Genomic DNA, 19,682 nt, shown 5'->3' with positions numbered 1-19,682 from the left:
AAATCTCATCGCCGGATCAGGGTCCGGCCGGTCATTTCAGGCGGCAGGTCCAGCCCCATGAGGTCCAGAACCGTGGGCGCGAGATCGGCCAGACGCCCATCCCGCAGGGTCACGCCGTCAGGCCCACCGACCAGCGCCACAGGCACGGGGTTCAGCGTATGCGCCGTATGCGGCCCGCCCGTGACCGGATCGATCATGGTTTCGCAATTGCCGTGATCTGCCGTGACGATCATCGCACCGCCTGCCGCCTTCAGCGCGGCAAGCACAGCACCCAGACCCGCGTCAACGGCCTCGCAGGCCTTCACCGCGGCCGCGATGTCGCCGGTATGCCCGACCATATCGGGGTTGGCGTAATTCGTGACGATCAGGTCATAGCCCGCGCCGATCGCCTCCACAAACGCCTGCGTCACGGCGGCGGCGGACATTTCGGGCTGCAGGTCATACGTCGCAACCTTGGGCGATTGCGGCATATGGCGGTGCTCGCCGGGATAGGGCGTCTCGACCCCGCCATTGAGGAAAAACGTCACATGCGGATATTTCTCGGTCTCGGCCAGCCGAAACTGGCGCAGACCGTGCTGCGCGACCCAAGCCCCCAACGTGTTCTGGATGTCGCGCTTGGGAAAGACGGTCTCGAACCAGCCGTCGTGACGATCGGAATAAGACACCATCCCGAGCAAAGAGGCCAGCGCTGGCTTTTCCCGCCCGAAGCCATCGAAATCAGGATCGGCGATGGCCGCCAATATCTCGCGCGCGCGGTCGGACCGGAAATTCAGGCAGAACAGCCCGTCACCGGGCGCAAACCCCGCGTAATCTCCGATGATATGCGCCGGGATGAATTCGTCGGTCTGGCCCAGCGCCTGCGCCGCGGCAACCGCCGCCAGCGGATCATCGGCGGGCACGCCCTGCCCTTGCGCAATGGCACGATAGGCAGTTTCCACCCGGTCCCAGCGATTGTCGCGGTCCATCGCGAAATAGCGCCCGGTCACCGTGGCGATCCGCACCTGTGGTGGCAACATTTCCATCAGCTCCGTCATGAAATGACGGGCCGAAGACGGAGCGACATCGCGCCCGTCCGTGAGCGCATGCACAATCACCGGCACGCCCGCATCGCTGATCGCGCGCGCTGCGGCGGCGATATGGCGAAGATGCCCATGCACACCGCCATCCGACACCAACCCCATCAGATGCGCCGCGCCGCCGCTGGCGCGCAGAGCCGCGATGAACGCGAGCAGAGCCGGGTTGCGGTAGAACGAACCATCCTCGATCGCCAGATCGATCTGCCCGAGGTCCATCGCCACGACGCGACCCGCGCCGATATTGGTGTGCCCGACCTCCGAATTGCCCATCTGTCCGGTCGGCAGGCCCGCATCATTGCCATGCGTCAGCAGCTTCGCGCGCGGCCCGTGCATGATCACGTCGAAATGCGGGGTATGGGCGAGCTTGGGCGCATTGCCTTCAGCGTCGTCGCGCAGGCCCCAGCCATCGAGAATACACAGAACGACAGGTTTGGGTGCGGACATGGAGGACTCCTTCACTTGCCCGCGTGTCATACCGCCGGATCAGTCCAGCGCCAACCCGACAGGCAACTTCTTTTTTCCAAAAATACTCCCCGCGCGGAGCGCATCAAAGTCTGTGATACGGCCCGCCCGAAAGGATCGACGCTGCACGGTACAGCTGTTCGGCCAGCATCACCCGCACCAGCATATGCGGCCAGACCATCGCACCGAAACTCAAGGAAGCATCCGCATCCGCGCGCAGGGCGGGATCGATCCCGTCCGCGCCACCGATCACAAAGGCCACGTCCTGCCGCCCCTGATCGCGCCACAGCGCCAGAAGGTCGGCAAACTGCGGTGAACTCATCACCTTGCCACGTTCATCGAGCGTGCAGATCATCGCGCCATCCGGCACCGTGCGGCGCAGCAATGCGGCTTCCGCCACCATGCCACCACCCTTCTTGTGCTCGACCTCGATCAGTTGCGCGGGGCCAAGGGCCAAGGCCCGTCCTGTCCGGTCGAACCGGGTCAGGTAGTCGTCGTACAATTCGCGCTCCGGGCCCTGCCGCAGCCGGCCCACGGCGCAAATCTGGACGCGCATCAGCCGGCGGCGACTTTGCCCGGCTGCCACATCTTTTCAAGCTGGTAGAACTCGCGCACTTCGGGGCGGAAGATGTGAACGATCACGTCGCCGGTATCCACCAGCACCCAATCGCCGATATCCTTGCCTTCGGTCTTGGAGATGATGCCAAGGTCCTGCTTGAGCTTGTCCGTGAGCTTTTCAGCCATCGCCGAGACCTGACGCGTCGACCGGCCGGATGCGATGACCATGTAGTCACCCATTTCCGACTTTCCGCGCAGATTGATCTGCACGATGTCTTCGCCTTTGTCATCATCGAGGGATTGCAGGACAGCCGCCAGAATGGTTTCGCTGTTCACGGTGTTCAGAGCCTGCATGGCATGGGCTCCGGTGTTGGCTGCCGGTGCAGCCGATGGAGAAAGAGACAGTGCATTGTCCTCCTAGGTTGGCGCCGACAAAGCCTCGGCGCAGGGCATAGCTATAAACTAGCAATCGCCCTGCCATTTTTCAACAAATCCGAGAGGGCAAGCCGCTCCTTTGGCGGAAATACACCGTGATGGCAATGCCGGATCACGCGGTCGGGTCGATAAACGCCTTGCCATCCGGCTTTGCCAGAACCTCCGGCAGCTTCGTCATCGCGTCCGACAAGGGCACGATGCCCGCGACATCGGTGGTCCATGCCCCTGTGACGAAACGGTCCTGAATGGTCGCGAAGGCCGCAGGGATGAGCGCGGGGTCGACCTCTTTCATCCAGCGCGTCAGCCAGAAACCTTCGATTCGCTTGCCTTGAAAGATCATCTGCCCAAGCTCGGCGATTTTCGGCGCATCGGTGGACAATTTGCCGTAATTGACCCAACGCGCGCCACCCGGCATAGCAAAAAAGAGATCGGCGGTGAACTGGTCACCGACGGCATCGAGCAGGATGCGCGGCTTGCGGGTCTTGAAGACGGCGCGCGCCTGATCCAGCGGATCAGCCGCGCCCGTTACGATCACATCCGCCGCGCCCAGCGCGCGCAAGGCATCGGCCTGTTCCGCACGGCGTACAACGGCGATGGGTGCTATCCCATGATCCCGACCCAAGGCGATCAGCAGCTTGCCCAGTTGAGAACCAGCAGCGTTCAGCACGAAACTGTCCGCACCGCTGTCCTTGACGAGATCGAACATCGCAATCGCGGTCAGCGGGTTCACCAACTGCCCTGCGGCATCCACATCCGCCAGATCGGGGCGGCAGGGGATCAGCCCGCTGATGTCGGTCATCGCATATTCGGCCCATGTGCCCGAAGCACCGGCAAAGAAACTGACGCGCTGGCCTACCAGCGGCGTGTCACCGGCGACAACTTCGCCCACGCCTTCGAAACCAGCAGGCTGGCCTGCCACACGCGGCTGGCCGTATTCACCCTTGATGAAATGGATATCCGATGGGTTCACGGCGGCCAGTTTCACCTTAATCAGCGCCTGCCCTTTGCCGGGGGTTGGCACGGGAATGTCCCGCAGGGCGACAAAAGGCGCAGGATCGGCAAGGTCGGGGCCGGTCTGGGTGCCGGCATAGCCATCGTGCAATTGCACAAGGGCGCGCATCGTTGTGGGAAGTGTCATAGATCAAAGCTCGCAAATACAGGGGCGTGGTCGCTGGGTTTGTCCCAGCCACGCACATGACGCAACACACGCGAACCGTGTGCCGCCCCACTGATGTCGGGTGTCGCCCAGACATGATCAAGCCTGCGGCCCTTGTCGGCGGCATCCCAATCAGGTGATCGGTAGGACCACCAGCTGTAAAGATTGCCCTGCGGGATGTCCTGTCGCGTCACGTCAACCCAGCCGCCCGCGTCCATCACCTGCCCGAAATGATCGACTTCGATGGGCGTGTGGCTGACCACCTTCAGCAGCGCCTTGTGGTTCCAGACATCATCTTCGCGCGGGGCGATGTTCAGATCGCCGACAAGGATCGCCTTTTCAGGCTTCATCTCGTGATAAGCGTCGCGCATGTCGGTCAGGTAATCCAGCTTGTTGCCGAATTTGGCATTCACCTCGCGGTCGGGGATATCGCCGCCAGCGGGGATATAATGGTTGTGGATCGTCACGCCGTTTTCCAAACGCGCCGCGACATGGCGGGCATGGCCCAGCCCTGCGTAATCCTCGGCCCCGGCCTCCTCCAGCGGGAGCTTGGAGATGATGGCGACACCGTTATACCCCTTCTGCCCGCGCGCGACCATGTGGGTGTATCCCAGCGCCTGAAACTGCGCGACGGGGATCAGGTCAACCGGGCTCTTGCATTCCTGCAGGCACAGGATGTCGGGGGATTCGTCGCGCAGCAATTGCAGTACAAGCTCTTCGCGCAGGCGGACCGAGTTGATGTTCCAAGTGGCAAGGGTAAAGGGCATGGCAGGCTTTCTATCAGCAAATCAAAGAAGGGCGGCGGTCGGCGTGATATGGCCCGTCACGCGGCCATCCCAGTTCAGCACGGGCGGCGTCATCCGCGCCTTTGCCGCGGGATGCGCGGCGTTCAGAACGCCAAGCTTGACCAGAATGGCGGCCATCGCGCATTCGCTGGCGCGCGTGGCACCATCAGTGATCTTGAGCGCGACGCCCAGCCGCTTTTCAGGGATGATCGCGATGAACACGCCCTCGGCCCCGGTTTTCACTGCGACCTTGCCATCCATCGCGCGCATCAGCTCCGTACAGGCCCGGCCCTGCCCTGCGACGAGTTCGGGAAAGGCCATCATCGCGTCGGTCAGTTTCTGCGCCGCCGTGCTGCGGGTGTCGTGGCGGTCCCGCGCCGAGGCGAAAAACGCCATCGCGCGCGCAAGGCCGTGGACCGTGCAGGCATGGTTGGGGGCGGTGCAACCGTCGATCCCGTAGCCGGGGCTGGTTTCCTGCGTGACTTCCTCGAAGGCGGATTTGCAGGCGACCTGCACCGGATGGTCGATCTCGGTATATTCAGGCCCTGCGTGCAAATGCTTGGTCAGCGTCAGGAAACCCGCATGTTTGCCCGAACAGTTGTTGTGGATACGGCAAGGTTCGCGGTGCGCGCGGATCATCGACAGATAAAGGTCCTTGTCGCGCGACGCCTGCGGACCGCAGCGGAAATCATCGTCCCCCAGCCCCAGATCGGCGAGCCAGTCGCCCACCATCGACACATGGAGCGGCGCACCTTCATGCGAGGCGCAGGCCAGTGCCAGCTGTTCGCCCTTCAGATGCGCGCCTGCGCCGCTTTCCATCAAGGGCAGCGCCTGCAGCATCTTGCAGGACGATCGCGGATAGATGACCGCTTGCGGGTTTCCCCAGGCCTGCACGATTGCGCCTGTGTCGTCGCAAACGACGGCATGGCCCTGATGCAGGCTTTCGCACAGGTCGCCGCGCCAGACTTCGACCAGATCAACAGGATGTATCATGTTTTGCCTTTTTTAGAACGGTGCCTTTACTGCGCTACTTTGCCGAGTGCAATTTTCGGGGGTTTCCCAGAGGCGCTTTTTCTTGATAGCTGTCAGCGTATCGGGTTAGAGACGTGCCTGCCAGCCAAAAGGGTGCCGCAAGATGCATCTGGGGCGTGCAGATGGACGTCCAGAGGCAAAGACGGTTTGGAGACGACAGGATGATCTTGAAAACGATGAAGATGGGCGGATTGCTGGCGGCGATGATGCTGGCTGGCATGGCGACGGCACAAGAACAGAGCGAAAACCGCGTCGCGGCGACATCGGACTGGGCGGTTTATGTCGAGGCAAGCCCGCGTGAATGCTGGGCGGTGTCCGCCCCCGTCGAGACGATCAACACCCGCGACGGGAACGCGGTCGATGTGAACCGTGGCGATATCCAGCTGATCATCTTTTATCGCCCCGGCGACAGTATCGCAGGGCAGGTAATGTTTGCGGGCGGCTATCCGTTTGCCCCCGGATCGGTCGTGACGATACGGATCGGCGAGACAACCTATGAATTGTTCACCGAGGGCAATTTCGCATGGCCCGCCTCTGCCGCCGATGACGCCAGTATTGTCGCCGCGATGAAGCGGGGCGCTGATGCCACGGTCGTCGGCCGGTCGTCGCGCGGCACGCAGACCAGCGACCGCTTTAGCCTGATCGGGTTCACCGCCGCTGTGGACGAAGCGGCAAGCCGCTGCGCGGGTTGATGGATCTGTAAAAAACATCCTTGCCTCCGGCGGGGATATTTATACTCGGAAGATGGGGGCGGTTTTCTTGTGGAAACCGGCCCTTTCGCCTATATGGCGGGGATATCCTGCCAGAAAGACCCATCATGGACGCCCAAGCCCCGATCACGCAAGACGTGCTGACCATTCCGCGCAAGGTGCCGGACGGTCTGCCGAACCTTGTCGGTATGACCCGCGATGCGATGCACGATGCGCTGATCGCGGTCGGAACGCCGGAAAAGCAGGCGAAAATGCGCGTGGGCCAGATCTGGCAATGGATCTATCATTGGGGCGTGCGCGATTTCGCGCTGATGACCAACCTGGCGAAAGAATATCGCGCCATGCTGGCCGAAAACTTTGTCATGACCGTGCCAGAGGTTGTGACCCGTCAGGTCAGCAGCGACGGAACGCGCAAGTACCTGGTACGCATCGCGGGCGGCCACGAGGTCGAGGTTGTCTATATCCCCGAAACCGACCGTGGCACGCTTTGTATTTCGTCGCAGGTCGGTTGCACACTGACCTGTTCGTTCTGCCATACCGGCACGCAGAAACTGGTGCGCAACCTGACCGCCGCCGAGATTATCGGGCAGGTCATGGTCGCGCGGGACGATCTGGGCGAATGGCCTGTGCAGGGCGCGCCCAAGGATGAAACACGGCTGTTGTCCAATATCGTGCTCATGGGCATGGGCGAGCCTTTGTACAATTTCGAGAACGTCCGCGACGCGATGAAGATCGCGATGGACCCGCATGGCATCCAGTTGTCGCGCCGCCGGATCACGCTGTCGACATCCGGTGTCGTGCCGGAAATCGCGCGTACGGCACAGGAAATCGGCTGCCAACTCGCGATTTCCTTCCATGCGACGACGGACGAGGTGCGCGACAAGCTGGTCCCGATCAACAAGCGCTGGCCGATCGCGGACCTGCTTGACGCCCTGCGCAGCTATCCCAAGGTCAGCAATTCGGAACGGATCACGTTCGAATATGTGATGCTCGACGGCGTCAACGACAGCGACGCCGATGCGCGCCGCCTGATCAAGCTGATCGACGGCATCCCCGCCAAGATCAACCTCATTCCGTTCAACGAATGGCCCGGCGCGTCTTACAAGCGGTCGTCGAACAACCGGATCCGCGCCTTTGCCGACATCATCTACAAGGCGGGCTATGCCTCGCCCATCCGCACCCCGAGGGGCGAAGATATCATGGCCGCCTGTGGCCAGTTGAAATCCGCGACGGAGCGCGCGCGCAAATCCAAGGCCCAGATTGCACAGGAAGCCAGGCTCTGATTTTCATTCATGGCTAACGAAATTTTCACCAATTCATGGTGAAACGGGGTCATGAAACACATCATCCTTGGCCTTCCGCCCGAAATCATGGACGCCCTGCAACATCTGGGCGGCCGAGACGATACAGAGATCCGAAGGATCATCTGCGAAGCCCTGCGCAACGATTTCAATCGCCGTGCCAAAATGGCGCGGGACCGCGGGCGCAAATCCGTCGCCGCCTGAAACTGGCGGCGACGGATCATCAAACCAGCAGCGCGCGCGCCTGATCGGGCGACAGCGCTGCGGGACGATCGCAGGTCGTGGTCATGTCGATGAACCGCCGTTCTTCGCCTGCGCGCAGGATGCCGGTCATCACATCCACCGCATGAACGGCAAGGTCGATGTTGCAGCGATGCGCGCGGCCTTCCGTCACTGCTGTGGCCATATCGGCCAGCCCCGCGCAGCGGTAATTGGCGCGGTCGTCCTGATTGGGGATGCGGAACGGGTGGTCCCATGCAGGCAGCGCCGTGATTGCCTTGTCCTGTCCGCCGATTTCCACCGTGCCGCCAAAGAAATTGGGGTCGGGGATGAACAGCGATCCGGTTTCGCCGTACAGTTCCATATTGGCGTGGCGATGCGCCCAGACGTCCCAGCTGGCGCCCAAGGTCACGGTCGCGCCATTGGCGAATTCCAGCAGCGCGTGGATGTTCGTGGGCGTGTCGACAGGCACCTTTTGGCCAAGGCGCGCGCCATTGCCGATGGTGCGTTCGGCAAAGGTCGCGGTGGCAAGGGCCGCCACCGATTTCACAGGCCCGATCAGCTGGATCAGGTTGGTGATGTAATAGGGGCCGATATCCAGCACGGGGCCCGCCCCCGGCTGGAAAAAGAAATCGGGGTTCGGGTGCCAAGCCTCCATGCCGTGGCCCATCACATGGCAGGTGCCGCCGATGATCTGGCCCACATCGCCCGCATCGATGGCCGCGCGCGCCTGTTGATGCGCGCCGCCAAGGAAAGTGTCGGGCGCGGACCCGATGGCCAGCCCCTTGGCAGCCGCCAGATTGCGCAATTCCTCGCCCTCGGCCAGCGTCAGGACCAGCGGCTTTTCGGAATAGGCGTGTTTGCCCGCCTCGAGGATCAGCTTTGTTACCGCGAAATGCACCGCAGGAATGGTCAGGTTGACCACCACATCGACATCCGGCGACTTGAGCAGGTCGGTGACGCTTTCCGCCCGCAGACCGTATTCGGCCGCCCGCGCGCGCGCTGCATCCATGTTGATATCCGCCACCGCCACCAGCCGCAAAGATTTGAAGATCGGTGCGAATGTCAGGTAGGTGGTCGAGATATTGCCGCATCCGATGATGCCGACGCCAAGCTGTGTCATGGGATGGTCCTTAGAATGAGTGCACGGCAGCAAGGCTGCGGCGGGCGAAACGGGCGTCATCGCTGGGGTTGTCATGTTCGACGACATAGTGGTCGACACCCGCCTCTTGCAGCGCGGCGTGGATGGCGGCCCAGTCCATGATGCCATGGCCCACATCGGCCCAGCCATCCTCGTCCACGGCGGTGCCGTCGGCGGCGATGTCCTTGATGTGGACAGCGGTGATGCGGGGCCCGAATTTCTGGACCCAAGCCACCGGATCATGGCCCGCAACACGCACCCAGCCCAGATCAAGCTCCAGCATCAGATCGGGCGAGGCGGCGGCGATCAGGTCCAGCGGCAGATCGCCTTCGGGGGTGGGGTCCAATTCAAAGGCATGGTTGTGCCAACCGAACACCAGCCCCGCATCCTGCACAGGCTTGCCTGCTGCGGCCAGCCTTGCGCCGAAAGCGGCCCAACCTGCGGTATCGGTGGGCCGGCTTTCGGGGTTGAGGTAAGGCACGATCACCTTGCCGATACCCAGCGCCTTGGCCGTGGCGATGGCCCCCGCGCTGTCCTGTTCCAGCATGTCGAGCGCGAAATGACAGCTTGGCATCTGCAGCCCAGTTTCACCCAAGGCGGCCTTCAACCCGTCGGTATCCGCCAGCAGGCCGCCATAGCCTTCGACATCCCGATAGCCGATCTCGGCCAGCGTGCGCATGGTGTCGGCAAGGGGCGGGAAATTGCGTGAGCAATAGAGCTGATAGGCGATGCGTGGCATGGTCGTTTCCTTTGTTCATTCAGGCATAAGTGGCGCTGTGCAGGTCGCGCAGCGAAAAGGTGGGTGTGCTGGCGGGATCGGCGGGCTGAAAGGTCAGGGTGCAAGTCTCACCCGGCAGCAAGTGGAGGACGTTGCCCGACCAGCGTCCGGCGACACCCGCCTCGACCGCGACGAAGAGCGCGAGCGCCTGCGCAGTGATGGTGACGGACAGGCCATCGACCTGCATCGACAGATGGGGTGCCACAAGGTCATAGGACTTGAACGGAAGGGGTGCGTGAATATCGTTGCCCCGGATACCGGCGTCATCCTGCCAGCGAAAGTGGAGCATTTCATCCTCGGCCAAGGCGGAGCACGGGATTTCCATCATATTCACGGCCCCGCCAGACAGTGTCACACGCGCCATCCCCATATCGCGCTGGCTGCCGTCGGGGCGTATCGCACGGGCGCAGACTTGGACTGATTGCGGTGTGGCATTGTCGTTGATCCCGCGCAGCACGATCCGGTCACCCACAGGCACCGCTGTCACCAGCACCGGCGCATAAAACGCCTTTGCCATATGATGCATCAGTTTCCAGTCGCCGCCATGATCGAGCGAGGCCCAGGAACAGACCGGCCATGTGTCGTTCAGCTGCCAGATCAGCGTGCCCATGCAATGCGGCTTCAGGCTGCGCCAATGAGTGACGGCGGTCTTGATCGCAAGGCCTTGCTGGATCTGCGACAGATAGACGAAATCGTCGAAATGTTTGGGCCAGCGGAAATAGCGGAACATGGTTTCCGCGATCCGCGCATTGCCGCCTTTGTTCTTCTGGTGGCTTTCCAGCACCGGGGCTGCGATATTCTGGTCATGTAGTCCGGTGAACCGCCGGATCGCATTCATCGACGGATAGCTTTGGAACCCGAATTCAGAACAGAAACGCGGGGCCACATCGCGGTAATGGTCGAAATCGCGGCCTTCGTGCCAGACCGACCAGAAATGCATGTCGCCCGATCCGTCGTTATGCCAAGCATCGCCAAAGGACATCAGGCCGGGCGATGGTGACGACGGCCACCAGATCGCGGCAGGGTCGGTCTCTTTCAACGCGGTTTCAATACAGCGGTTCAGCCGGTCGTAATTCGCCAGATAGCGGTCACGGTCCTTGCGGCTGACCTCGTACCAGTTCAGCGCGCCGATCAGTTCGTTGTCGCCACACCACAGTGCCAGACAGGCGTGATGCTGGATGCGGGTGACGTTTTCGGCGACCTCCGCCGTGACCTCGGCCAGAAATGCAGGGGTCGAGGGGTAAAGATTGCAGGCGAACATGAAATCCTGCCAGACCAGCAGGCCCAATGCGTCGCAGGTATCGTAGAAACTGTCCCGCTCGTACCGCCCGCCACCCCAGACGCGGATCATGTTCATGTGCGCATCGACCGCGGATTGCAGCAGGTCGCGGGTCTTGGCATCGGTGATCCGGCCCGCCAGCGCATCGGCGGGAATCCAGTTGGCACCCTTGCAGAACACATCCCGCCCGTTGACGCGGAACTTGAAACCTAGGCCGGCGGCGTCGGGTGTCGTGACCAAGGCAATTTCGCGCAGCCCGATCCGGCGGTGGGCCTGTGCCGCGCCCGCCGTGATCGTCAGATCATAAAGCGGCTGGTCCCCCTGCCCCACAGGCCACCAGAGGTCGGGGTTCTGGATGGCGATACGCAGCTTGGCCGTGCCGTTTTCCGATGGCGCAGAGGCTGTCTGCCCCGCAATTGTGGCGGTCAAATCGCCAGCAACATGAGCCGTTGCGACGGTGATATCCAGCGTCACCACCCCGTTTGCATGGCTCTGCGCGACCATCACACTGTCGATCCGCGCGGCGCGGGATGGCACCACCTGCATCAAACCGTAAATCCCGAAAGGCGCCAGCGCGATGTTCCAGTCCCAGCCGAAATCGCAGGCGGGTTTGCGCAGCATGTTGCCATTGGGGATCGGGCAATTATCGGGGTGATGCGGCACGACAAACGGCAAGGCCGCCTGTTTTTCCGCCCCGACCCTGACAGGTGAATGAAAGGTCACGCTGATGCTGTTGCGCCCGACGCGGGCAACAGCCGCCAAAGACACGCGGTAGCTGCGGAACGCGTTTTCGGCCTGCAGGACAACCTGATCGTTGACCCGCACCGTCGCAACGCAATCGACCTCTGACAGGACCAGATCGACCCCTGTTTCGGTCAGGTCAAAATCGCGCGTCGCTGTCCAGTCGCGTTCGCAAATCCAGCGCATGTCATATTCGTTGCGCCCCCAATAGGGATCGGGGATCAGCCCCGCCGCGTGCAGCGCAGAGATCCCGTCGGTGGGCATCAGCATCGCACAAGCGTGCGTGCCGCTGTCATCCGACAGCGACCATGCGCCTGCCAGATCATAGTGCATCAGAGGCGATCCTCGGTGGTTTGGTCAAAGAGCGACGCGCGCGACGGGTCGATTCCGATGGCCAGAACCTCGCCCGATCTGACGCGCGCCTGCCCGTCCATGCGGATACGGAACGGATGCTGGCCCAACTTGGCATAGATCAGCGTGTCGGACCCCATCGGCTCGACCAGATCGACATCGACGCTGAATTGCAGCGGCGCGTTGCGCACCAGTTCGCCGGTGACGACATGTTCGGGCCGGATGCCGATCACGGCAGGGCGGTCCGCAACTTGCGGGGCGGCGAATTCGTAACCTGTCATCGGCATGACCATGTCATCGACCTTGAACTGGCCGCCTTGCAGATGCCCGTGCAGGAAATTCATCGACGGGCTGCCGATGAAATCCGCGACATAGAGGTTGCGGGGCCGGTTGTAGATCTCGTCCGGGCTGCCCAGTTGCATGATCTTGCCACCCTTCATCACGGCGATCCTGTCGGCCAGTGTCATCGCCTCGATCTGGTCGTGGGTCACATAGATCATCGTATTCTGCAACTGGTTGTGCAGGCGCTTGAGTTCGACCCGCAGATCGACGCGCAGCTTGGCGTCAAGGTTGGACAGGGGTTCGTCGAACAGGAACACATCGACATCCCGCACCAAGGCGCGGCCGATGGCAACGCGTTGGCGCTGGCCACCCGACAAGGCCCCCGGCTTGCGGTCGAGCAGCGGTTCGATCTGCAGGATCGACGCCGCACGGGCCACGCGCTTTTCGATCTCATCCTTGGGCAAGCGCGCGTTTTTCAACCCGAACGACAGGTTCCCCCGCACCGTCATCTGCGGATAAAGCGCGTAGGACTGGAACACCATGCCGATGCCACGCTCGGACGGTTCGGCCCAGGTCACATTGCGGCCCTTGATGAAGATCTGGCCATCGCTGACCTCCAACAGCCCCGCGATACAGTTCAACAAGGTGGATTTGCCGCAGCCGGACGACCCCAGCAGGACAAGGAATTCGCCTTCATGGATATCGAGGTCGAGGTTTTTCAGCACCTTGACCGCGCCGAAGGACAGGTCGAGTTGTCTGATTTCAACGGAATAGGTCATGGATCAGCCTTTGACTGCGCCGGCGGCGATGCCGCGGACAAAAAGTTTGCCAGAGGCAAAATAAATGATGAGAGGGACAAGACCGGTCAGCAGGGTCGCGGCCATGTTGACGTTGTATTCCTTCACGCCCTGCACCGAGTTGACGATGTTGTTCAGTTGCACCGTCATCGGATAGGTGGCGGGCTTGGTGTAGATCACACCAAAGAGGAAATCGTTCCAGATGCCTGTCACCTGCAGGATGATCGCCACCACGAAGATCGGCAGCGCCATCGGCAGCATGATCTGGAAATAGATCCGCCAGAACCCTGCGCCATCGACGCGCGCCGCCTTGAACAATTCTTCCGGCACAGAGGCGAAATAATTGCGAAACAGCAGCGTCAGGATTGGCATCCCAAAGATCGTATGCACCAGCACCAGCCCCGACAATTCGCCCATCAGCCCGATTTCACGCAGCAGGATCACGATCGGATACAGCATCGTCTGATAGGGGATGAAGGCACCGATGATGAGGATGGTGAAAAACACTTCTGATCCTTTGAATTTCCAGTTCGACAGCGCGTAGCCGTTCACCGACGCAATCCCGATCGACAGGATCACGGACGGGATCAAGATATTGACGGAATTCCAGAAACCACGGCTGAGGCCGTCGCAGTTGATGCCTGTGCAAGCCTCTGACCATGCTTTGACCCACGGCTCGAACGTCACGTCCATTGGCGGGCCGAAGACGTTGCCCATGCGGATTTCGGGCATGCCTTTCAGCGAGGTCACGATCATCACGTAAAGCGGCAGCAGGTAGTAGATACTGACCAGCAGCAGGGTGCCATAGATAAAGATATTGGCACGCGAAAAGGCGCGTTTGGGTTTCGGCCCGCGCGGGCCCGCGTGCAAGGTTGCGTCAGCCACGTTTCTTGCCTCCGAATTCAAGGTAAGCCCAGGGGACAAGAATGATCAGCACCGACACCAGCATCATCGTGGATGCAGCAAAGCCCTGCCCCAAGTTCTGCGCGCGAAACATGTAGTCGATGACGTATTTCGCCGGCACTTCCGATGAAATGCCGGGGCCCCCGTTGGTTTGGGCGACGACCAGATCGTAAAGCTTGATGATACCCGACGCGATCAGCACCAGCGCTGTGACGAACACAGGCCGCATCATCGGGATGATGATCCGCACATAGGTTTTCACCGTGCCGATCCCGTCGACGCGGGCCGCTTTCCAGATATCCTCGTCGATGCCGCGCAGACCGGCCAGCATGATGCACATGATCAGCCCCGAGCCCTGCCAGATGCCCGCGATCAACAGGCCGAACATCACGGTGTCAGGGTCATTGAGCGGGTTGAACGCGAAACTTTCCCAACCCCAGCCGCGCACAAGGTTTTGCAATCCGAAATCGGGGTTCAGTATCCATTGCCACGCCACGCCCGTGACGACGAAGGACAGGGCGAAAGGACAAAGAAAAATGCTGCGGAACGCGCCTTCGAACCGGATCTTGCGGTCCAGCAATGCGGCCAGCGTAAAGCCGATCACCAGCGACAGGATCATGCTCAAAAAACCATAAAGCGCGAGGTTCTGGATCGACACGATCCAGCGCGCCGTGGACCACAGCCTTTCATATTGGTCGAAACCGATGAACTCCAAACGCGGCAACAGGCGCGAATTGGTGAAGGAATGAACAACCGTCCAGGCCGTACCGCCGACAAAAACAACCAGCGCGGTCAGGATCATCGGGATCAGCGCGACCTTGGACATCAGATGCCGGAACAGCCGGACAGGCCGCTTCGCAGGGCGCGCCTGCGATGGTGCAAGTGTTGTGGTCATTGTCCGTTCCCCCGGCATGACGTATTGGTCTTGGGCTGAAAACGGGCCCGGCACTCAGGCCGGACCCGCCCGCGGGAGAGATCAGTCCGCGCTGGCGATGATGGCTGCGTACCGTGCCTGCGCATCTTCGGCAGACATGTCACCGGACCAGAATTCGGCCATCAGATCCTCGATCTGCAACTGGCTGTCGGGGGACAAAGACTGGTCTCCGGACGGCAGGATGCCGCCGTTTGCAAGGATTTCGAGACCCTTCTGCATACAGCCGTTGGCGGCGACCAGATCGATGTCACCGCGCACCGGCAGCGACCCTTTGGCGAGATTGAAATCAACCTGCACGTCCGGCGAAATCAGCAGCGCGGCCAGTTCAAGCTGGGCAGCGGTGATTTCAGGGTCACTGTTGACAGGGAAATAGAACGCATCCCCGCCGGTATCCAGAATGGCGTTCAGACCAAGGCCGGGCAGGCAGGAATAATCGACGCCTTCCTGCATCCCCGCGACCGAAAATTCCCCCTGTGCCCAGTCGCCCATCAACTGCGCGCCTGCCGTGCCGGAAATCACCATGTTGGTGGCCTGGTTCCAGTCCTGCACGTTCGAGCCGCGCGCGAATTCACGCGCATCGGCCACAGCCGCAAACACGGCTGCATAGTCAGGACCAGCGGCCACATCGGCGTTCTTGTTCACGGTCACTTCGCGCCATGGGTCAAGCCCGGCAACCGCCAGAGTGATCGCGCCGAACGCAAGGTTCTGCTGCCAGCCTTGCTGCCCCATTGCCAGTGGCTGAAGGCCCGCTTCGCGCAGGGCCGGTGCGGTTTCGACGAATTCGGTCCAGGTCGTCGGCACTGGCAGACCTGCGGTTTCATAGGCCGCATGGCTGAGCCACATCCATTGCGCGGAATGGATGTTCACCGGCACGCAATAAATCCGGCCATCCAGCGTGCAGCTGTCAAGCAGCGACGACGGGTTGACGATGTCGCGCCAACCACCAGCCTCGGCCACCTCGGTCAGGTCGAGCATCAGGCCCGCCTCGATCAGTTCCTCGGCCTGACGGCCATGGTTCAGCTGGGTCGCGGCCATCGGGTCGCCGCCCAGAATACGTGAAATGATAATGGGGCGCGCTGTGCCACCGGACCCGGCGATCGCGCCGTCGATCCATGTGTTGCCGGTCGCGTTCCAGGCTTCTGCGAATTTCGTGACAGCGGCCGCCTCTCCGCCGGATGTCCACCAATGTGTGACCTCCAGTTCGACAGCCGAAGCAGCGGATGCGCTGACGATACACGTCGCAGCAAGCAATTTTGTTGACAGTTTCACGATTCTTTCCTCCCTGGCCTAAATCGTTATAGATTAGCCTATATCGATTTAGATTGACCTCGCAAGAAAAAATAAGACAATATCTTTCAGGGCAGATGGTGCATATATAACGTCTTATCCTATATCATTTTTCGACCGACGCAGGGGTCTTGGGCGTGATTTCTGACGGGACCACCTGACGCGAGGCAAGGAAAGACGTTTCATGGCGGCAAGCAGAACCAGCGCTGAAATCGCGGCATCCACCGCCGAAGTCAGCGGCAAGCCGACATTGAAAACCATCGCCCGCATCAGCGGCCTTGCCGTCCCCACCGTTTCACGTGCGTTGAACGATGCGCCCGATATCGGCCATGAGACCAAGAAACTGATCCGCAAGATCGCCAGCGACATCGGCTATGTCCCCAACCGCGCGGGCGTTCGGCTGCGCACAGGGCGCACGAACGTCATCAGTCTGGTGATGTCCACCGAAATGGATCTGATGAGCCATACCGCTCGGCTGATCTCATCGGTGGCGGGGGCGCTGCGCGACACGCCTTATCACCTGATTGTCACGCCCTATTTCCCCGATCAGGACGCGATGGAACCCGTCCGCTACATCGTCGAAACAGGGTCCGCCGATGCGATCATCCTGAACCAGATCAGGCCCGATGATCCGCGGGTCAATTACATGATGGACCGGCATTTTCCTTTTGCGACCCATGGCCGGACCAAACGGGCCGACCTGCATCCCTATTATGATTTCGACAACCAAGCTTTCGGCACCCTTGCGGCACAGCGGCTGATCGCACGTGGGCGCAAACATATCCTGCTGATCGCCCCGCCCACGGAACATAATTATGCCCAGCACATGATCGCGGGCGTCAGCGGTGCGGCGCGCGAAGGCGGGATCGATCTGACGATTTCCAAGGCAGTCTCAAGCGACAACAAAAGCGCCGAGGTCGTGACCTTCATCATCGACACCCTGACCCGCAATCCCGACATTGACGCGGTGATCGTCGGCTCGACCACATCGGCGATGGCCGCGGTATCGGCGATCGAACAATGCGGCAAAACAGTTGGCAAAGAGGTCGACGTCTTCGCGAAAGAGGCCGTGCCGTTCCTGAAACTGTTCCGCGCCGATATTCTGACGCTGTCCGAAAAAATCGGGATCGCGGGGGAATTTCTGGCCAAGGCCGCGATTCAGGCGATACGCAACCCCGACCTGCCGCCGATGCAGGCGCTGGAGGTGCCGTCAGACGATCCGCCGTAGCGCGGCGATGATCGCGGCGACTGGCTGGTCGATCCGCACGGCGATCGTCGGATGTTGCGGGATTTCCAGTGTGGCGTATTGGCTGTCAAGCAGGCTTGCTGGCATGTAATGCCCCTGCCTTTGCGCCAGACGCGCCGTCACCACATCGCGCGGCGCATCGAGATAGGCGATCCGCAGGTCGGGGACGGCCGCGCGCAGATGGTCGCGGTAAGGTTTGCGCAGCGCGGAACAGGCAAAGACAACCGGCCCGCCCTGCCGCGCGTCCTGCACCGCCTTTGCCAGCGTATCAAGCCACGGCCAGCGCATCGCATCGGTCAGTGGCTGGCCTGCCGCCATCTGCGCGACATTCAGCGGCGGGTGGTAATCGTCGCCATCCAGAAAGGTGCCGCCGATGGCAGCGGCCAGCCCCGCACCGACCGTGGACTTGCCACAGCCTGACACGCCCATGACCATGATCGCGGGATGCATGTCAGCGCCCCGGGATCGCGCTGCGCTTGGTGCCGGTGCCTTCCCATGTGTCCATCGCCTCAAGCGCCTCTTCGGCGGTTTCGACAAAACGGAAGAGGTCGAGGTCATCGGCGGAAATCGTGCCCGCATCGGCCAGCGCATCCCAGTTGATGATCTTTTCCCAGAACGCGCGGCCAAACAGCAGGAACGGCACCCGCCCCATGCGCCCGGTCTGGATCAGGGTCAGCGCCTCGAAAGTTTCATCGAGCGTGCCGAACCCGCCCGGAAACACGCAGACCGCCGAGGCGCGCATCAGGAAATGCATCTTGCGGATGGCGAAGTAATGGAAGTTGAAACACAGCTCCGGCGTGACATAGATATTCGGCGCCTGTTCATGCGGCAGCACGATGTTGAGCCCGATAGACCGCCCACCTGCGTCCTGCGCGCCGCGATTGCCCGCCTCCATCACGCCGGGGCCGCCGCCTGTGACGATGACATTTTCGGTGCCGCCCGCCTGCAAGGACCGTTCCGTCACCAGCCGCGCGAATTTGCGCGCCTCGTCGTAATAGGCGGACAGACCCGCCAGCGCTTCGGTCTTGGCTGTGTGTTTTTGTGCAGGCTCGGGAATGCGCGCGCCGCCAAACAGAACGATTGTCGAATTGATCCCCGCCTCGTTCATCATCAGTTCCGGTTTCAGCAATTCCAGTTGCAACCGAACGGGGCGTAATTCCTCGCGCAGCAGGAAATCCTGATCGGCAAAGGCCAGCGCGTAGGACGGCGCGCGGGTCTGCGGCGTGTCGGGGATATGCGTTGCGGCCTCGCGGTCCTGCTGGCTGTCACGAAACGGATGGCGGCGGTCGTCTTTCATGGCGTCTTCCTTGATTGCGCCCTCGGGCTGTTCCGGTCTATAGCCCCTTGCAACCACAGACCACAGCAAATCCGGAGAAACGCATGTCGCACACAGCCCTGGAAACCGCCATCGAAGCCGCATGGGATGCGCGCGACACGATCACCCCCGCGACCACGGGCGAAGTCCGCGACGCGATCGAGACGACTCTGGACGCGCTGGACAGCGGCACGTTGCGCGTCGCCGAAAAGCAGGCGGACGGGTCCTGGCATGTGAACCAATGGGCGAAAAAAGCAGTGCTTTTGTCCTTCCGCCTGAACGACATGGCGCCGATTTCCGGCGGCAATGGCGGCAGCACATGGTGGGACAAGGTGCCGTCCAAATTCGACGGCTGGGGCGAGGCGGAATGGCGCACCGCCGGTTTCCGCGCTGTGCCGGGGTCCATCGTGCGCCGCTCGGCCTTTATCGGCAAAGGCGTCGTGCTGATGCCGTCCTTTGTGAACCTTGGCGCCTATGTCGACGAAGGCAGCATGGTCGACGGCTGGGCCACGGTCGGGTCCTGCGCGCAGATCGGCAAGAACGTGCATCTGTCCGGCGGCGTCGGAATCGGCGGCGTGCTGGAACCGATGCAGGCGGGGCCGACCATCATCGAGGACAATTGCTTTATCGGCGCACGCTCCGAGGTCGTCGAAGGCTGCATCATCCGTGAAGGGTCGGTCCTTGGTATGGGCGTGTTCATCGGTCAATCCACCAAGATCGTCGACCGCGCCACCGGAGAAGTGATGTACGGCGAAGTGCCGCCCTATTCGGTGGTCGTCGCAGGCTCCATGCCATCTTCGAACGGGATCAACCTCTACTGCGCCGTGATCGTCAAACGCGTCGATGAGAAGACCCGCTCCAAGACCGGCATCAACGAATTGCTGCGCGACTGAC

20 protein-coding genes are annotated in these 19,682 nt (G+C 61.7%); 5 read left to right on the top strand and 15 right to left on the bottom strand.

Going from position 1 to position 19,682, the window contains the following annotated elements; genetic code table 11:
• Positions 1–5: 5 nt before the first annotated feature.
• From gpmI to H147_RS0101190, 6 genes are all read right to left on the bottom strand, one after another.
• Positions 6–1,520 (bottom strand): 2,3-bisphosphoglycerate-independent phosphoglycerate mutase, encoded by a 1,515-nt coding sequence (gene gpmI / locus H147_RS0101215; protein ID WP_019953507.1) that lies wholly within the window; start codon positions 1,518–1,520, stop codon positions 6–8.
• A 103-nt stretch (positions 1,521–1,623) separates the two neighbouring features.
• Positions 1,624–2,094, bottom strand: coding sequence for a 23S rRNA (pseudouridine(1915)-N(3))-methyltransferase RlmH (gene rlmH / locus H147_RS0101210; protein ID WP_019953506.1), 471 nt, complete (start codon positions 2,092–2,094; stop codon positions 1,624–1,626).
• The gene (gene rsfS / locus H147_RS0101205; RefSeq protein WP_110570883.1) at positions 2,094–2,501 is read right to left on the bottom strand and encodes a ribosome silencing factor; all 408 of its coding nucleotides are present in this window, start codon (positions 2,499–2,501) and stop codon (positions 2,094–2,096) included. Before rsfS ends, rlmH begins: the two co-directional genes overlap by 1 nt.
• A gap of 142 nt (positions 2,502–2,643) precedes the next feature.
• Positions 2,644–3,669 carry a zinc-binding dehydrogenase gene (locus H147_RS0101200; RefSeq protein WP_019953504.1) on the bottom strand — a complete coding sequence of 342 codons (1,026 nt, stop codon included), beginning with the start codon at positions 3,667–3,669 and terminating at the stop codon, positions 2,644–2,646.
• A complete protein-coding gene (locus H147_RS0101195) occupies positions 3,666–4,454 on the bottom strand; it encodes an exodeoxyribonuclease III (protein WP_019953503.1) in 789 nt (262 codons plus the stop codon). Before H147_RS0101195 ends, H147_RS0101200 begins: the two co-directional genes overlap by 4 nt.
• Before the next feature lie 21 nt (positions 4,455–4,475).
• Positions 4,476–5,465, bottom strand: a complete 990-nt coding sequence (locus H147_RS0101190; RefSeq protein ID WP_019953502.1) for an asparaginase — start codon at positions 5,463–5,465, stop codon at positions 4,476–4,478.
• Between the two features lie 200 nt (positions 5,466–5,665).
• On the opposite strand from H147_RS0101190, the gene H147_RS0101185 reads away from it, so the two are divergent.
• The 3 genes from H147_RS0101185 (at position 5,666) to H147_RS21120 (ending at position 7,719) form a co-directional block, all read left to right on the top strand.
• Positions 5,666–6,196, top strand: a complete 531-nt coding sequence (locus H147_RS0101185) for an invasion associated locus B family protein (protein WP_019953501.1) — start codon at positions 5,666–5,668, stop codon at positions 6,194–6,196.
• A gap of 125 nt (positions 6,197–6,321) precedes the next feature.
• On the top strand, positions 6,322–7,497 hold the full coding sequence (gene rlmN / locus H147_RS0101180; protein ID WP_019953500.1) for a dual-specificity RNA methyltransferase RlmN: 1,176 nt from the start codon (positions 6,322–6,324) through the stop codon (positions 7,495–7,497).
• Positions 7,498–7,548: 51 nt separating this feature from the next.
• Positions 7,549–7,719 (top strand): hypothetical protein, encoded by a 171-nt coding sequence (locus tag H147_RS21120; RefSeq protein WP_019953499.1) that lies wholly within the window; start codon positions 7,549–7,551, stop codon positions 7,717–7,719.
• Positions 7,720–7,738: 19 nt separating this feature from the next.
• Here the strand turns inward: H147_RS21120 and H147_RS0101170 are convergent, their stop codons facing one another.
• From H147_RS0101170 to H147_RS0101140, 7 genes are all read right to left on the bottom strand, one after another.
• Entirely contained in the window at positions 7,739–8,857 is a 1,119-nt protein-coding gene (locus H147_RS0101170) for a Gfo/Idh/MocA family protein (protein ID WP_019953498.1), read from the bottom strand.
• Between the two features lie 10 nt (positions 8,858–8,867).
• The gene (locus H147_RS0101165; RefSeq protein WP_019953497.1) at positions 8,868–9,614 is read right to left on the bottom strand and encodes a sugar phosphate isomerase/epimerase family protein; all 747 of its coding nucleotides are present in this window, start codon (positions 9,612–9,614) and stop codon (positions 8,868–8,870) included.
• Positions 9,615–9,633: 19 nt separating this feature from the next.
• Entirely contained in the window at positions 9,634–12,006 is a 2,373-nt protein-coding gene (locus tag H147_RS0101160; protein ID WP_019953496.1) for a beta-mannosidase, read from the bottom strand.
• Positions 12,006–13,085, bottom strand: a complete 1,080-nt coding sequence (locus tag H147_RS0101155; protein ID WP_019953495.1) for an ABC transporter ATP-binding protein — start codon at positions 13,083–13,085, stop codon at positions 12,006–12,008. The genes H147_RS0101160 and H147_RS0101155 overlap by 1 nt, the downstream gene beginning before the upstream one ends.
• Before the next feature lie 3 nt (positions 13,086–13,088).
• Positions 13,089–13,988 (bottom strand): carbohydrate ABC transporter permease, encoded by a 900-nt coding sequence (locus tag H147_RS0101150; RefSeq protein WP_019953494.1) that lies wholly within the window; start codon positions 13,986–13,988, stop codon positions 13,089–13,091.
• Positions 13,981–14,901 carry a carbohydrate ABC transporter permease gene (locus H147_RS0101145; RefSeq protein ID WP_026352150.1) on the bottom strand — a complete coding sequence of 307 codons (921 nt, stop codon included), beginning with the start codon at positions 14,899–14,901 and terminating at the stop codon, positions 13,981–13,983. Before H147_RS0101145 ends, H147_RS0101150 begins: the two co-directional genes overlap by 8 nt.
• Positions 14,902–14,982: 81 nt before the next feature.
• On the bottom strand, positions 14,983–16,209 hold the full coding sequence (locus H147_RS0101140; protein WP_019953492.1) for an ABC transporter substrate-binding protein: 1,227 nt from the start codon (positions 16,207–16,209) through the stop codon (positions 14,983–14,985).
• 202 nt (positions 16,210–16,411) lie between these two features.
• Between H147_RS0101140 and H147_RS0101135 the strand changes: the two genes are divergently transcribed.
• The gene (locus H147_RS0101135) at positions 16,412–17,455 is read left to right on the top strand and encodes a LacI family transcriptional regulator (protein ID WP_019953491.1); all 1,044 of its coding nucleotides are present in this window, start codon (positions 16,412–16,414) and stop codon (positions 17,453–17,455) included.
• On the opposite strand, the gene H147_RS0101130 is transcribed toward H147_RS0101135, so the two are convergent.
• Both H147_RS0101130 and H147_RS0101125 read right to left on the bottom strand, forming a co-directional pair.
• Positions 17,438–17,923: a gluconokinase gene (locus H147_RS0101130; RefSeq protein WP_019953490.1), complete on the bottom strand. Its 486-nt coding sequence runs from the start codon at positions 17,921–17,923 to the stop codon at positions 17,438–17,440. The genes H147_RS0101135 and H147_RS0101130 overlap by 18 nt on opposite strands.
• Position 17,924: 1 nt before the next feature.
• Entirely contained in the window at positions 17,925–18,770 is an 846-nt protein-coding gene (locus H147_RS0101125; protein ID WP_026352148.1) for an LOG family protein, read from the bottom strand.
• A gap of 83 nt (positions 18,771–18,853) precedes the next feature.
• Between H147_RS0101125 and dapD the strand changes: the two genes are divergently transcribed.
• On the top strand, positions 18,854–19,681 hold the full coding sequence (dapD, locus tag H147_RS0101120) for a 2,3,4,5-tetrahydropyridine-2,6-dicarboxylate N-succinyltransferase (RefSeq protein ID WP_019953488.1): 828 nt from the start codon (positions 18,854–18,856) through the stop codon (positions 19,679–19,681).
• Position 19,682 lies beyond the last annotated feature (1 nt).

The sequence above is a fragment of the Yoonia vestfoldensis DSM 16212 genome (assembly GCF_000382265.1).
Taxonomy (GTDB): domain Bacteria; phylum Pseudomonadota; class Alphaproteobacteria; order Rhodobacterales; family Rhodobacteraceae; genus Yoonia; species Yoonia vestfoldensis.
Note: the sequence above shows the minus strand (reverse complement) of the source record. Positions and strands in the feature narration are given on the sequence as shown.

What these genes read in the sequence shown, in the direction of transcription:
- gpmI (WP_019953507.1), bottom strand. Translation starts at nt 1,520, where the DNA reads ATGTCCGCACCCAAACCTGTCGTTCTGTGTATTCTCGATGGCTGGGGC.
- rlmH (WP_019953506.1), bottom strand. Translation starts at nt 2,094, where the DNA reads ATGCGCGTCCAGATTTGCGCCGTGGGCCGGCTGCGGCAGGGCCCGGAG.
- H147_RS0101200 (WP_019953504.1), bottom strand. Translation starts at nt 3,669, where the DNA reads ATGACACTTCCCACAACGATGCGCGCCCTTGTGCAATTGCACGATGGC.
- H147_RS0101195 (WP_019953503.1), bottom strand. Translation starts at nt 4,454, where the DNA reads ATGCCCTTTACCCTTGCCACTTGGAACATCAACTCGGTCCGCCTGCGC.
- H147_RS0101190 (WP_019953502.1), bottom strand. Translation starts at nt 5,465, where the DNA reads ATGATACATCCTGTTGATCTGGTCGAAGTCTGGCGCGGCGACCTGTGC.
- H147_RS0101185 (WP_019953501.1), top strand. Translation starts at nt 5,666, where the DNA reads ATGATCTTGAAAACGATGAAGATGGGCGGATTGCTGGCGGCGATGATG.
- rlmN (WP_019953500.1), top strand. Translation starts at nt 6,322, where the DNA reads ATGGACGCCCAAGCCCCGATCACGCAAGACGTGCTGACCATTCCGCGC.
- H147_RS21120 (WP_019953499.1), top strand. Translation starts at nt 7,549, where the DNA reads ATGAAACACATCATCCTTGGCCTTCCGCCCGAAATCATGGACGCCCTG.
- H147_RS0101170 (WP_019953498.1), bottom strand. Translation starts at nt 8,857, where the DNA reads ATGACACAGCTTGGCGTCGGCATCATCGGATGCGGCAATATCTCGACC.
- H147_RS0101165 (WP_019953497.1), bottom strand. Translation starts at nt 9,614, where the DNA reads ATGCCACGCATCGCCTATCAGCTCTATTGCTCACGCAATTTCCCGCCC.
- H147_RS0101160 (WP_019953496.1), bottom strand. Translation starts at nt 12,006, where the DNA reads ATGCACTATGATCTGGCAGGCGCATGGTCGCTGTCGGATGACAGCGGC.
- H147_RS0101155 (WP_019953495.1), bottom strand. Translation starts at nt 13,085, where the DNA reads ATGACCTATTCCGTTGAAATCAGACAACTCGACCTGTCCTTCGGCGCG.
- H147_RS0101145 (WP_026352150.1), bottom strand. Translation starts at nt 14,901, where the DNA reads ATGACCACAACACTTGCACCATCGCAGGCGCGCCCTGCGAAGCGGCCT.
- H147_RS0101135 (WP_019953491.1), top strand. Translation starts at nt 16,412, where the DNA reads ATGGCGGCAAGCAGAACCAGCGCTGAAATCGCGGCATCCACCGCCGAA.
- H147_RS0101130 (WP_019953490.1), bottom strand. Translation starts at nt 17,923, where the DNA reads ATGCATCCCGCGATCATGGTCATGGGCGTGTCAGGCTGTGGCAAGTCC.
- H147_RS0101125 (WP_026352148.1), bottom strand. Translation starts at nt 18,770, where the DNA reads ATGAAAGACGACCGCCGCCATCCGTTTCGTGACAGCCAGCAGGACCGC.
- dapD (WP_019953488.1), top strand. Translation starts at nt 18,854, where the DNA reads ATGTCGCACACAGCCCTGGAAACCGCCATCGAAGCCGCATGGGATGCG.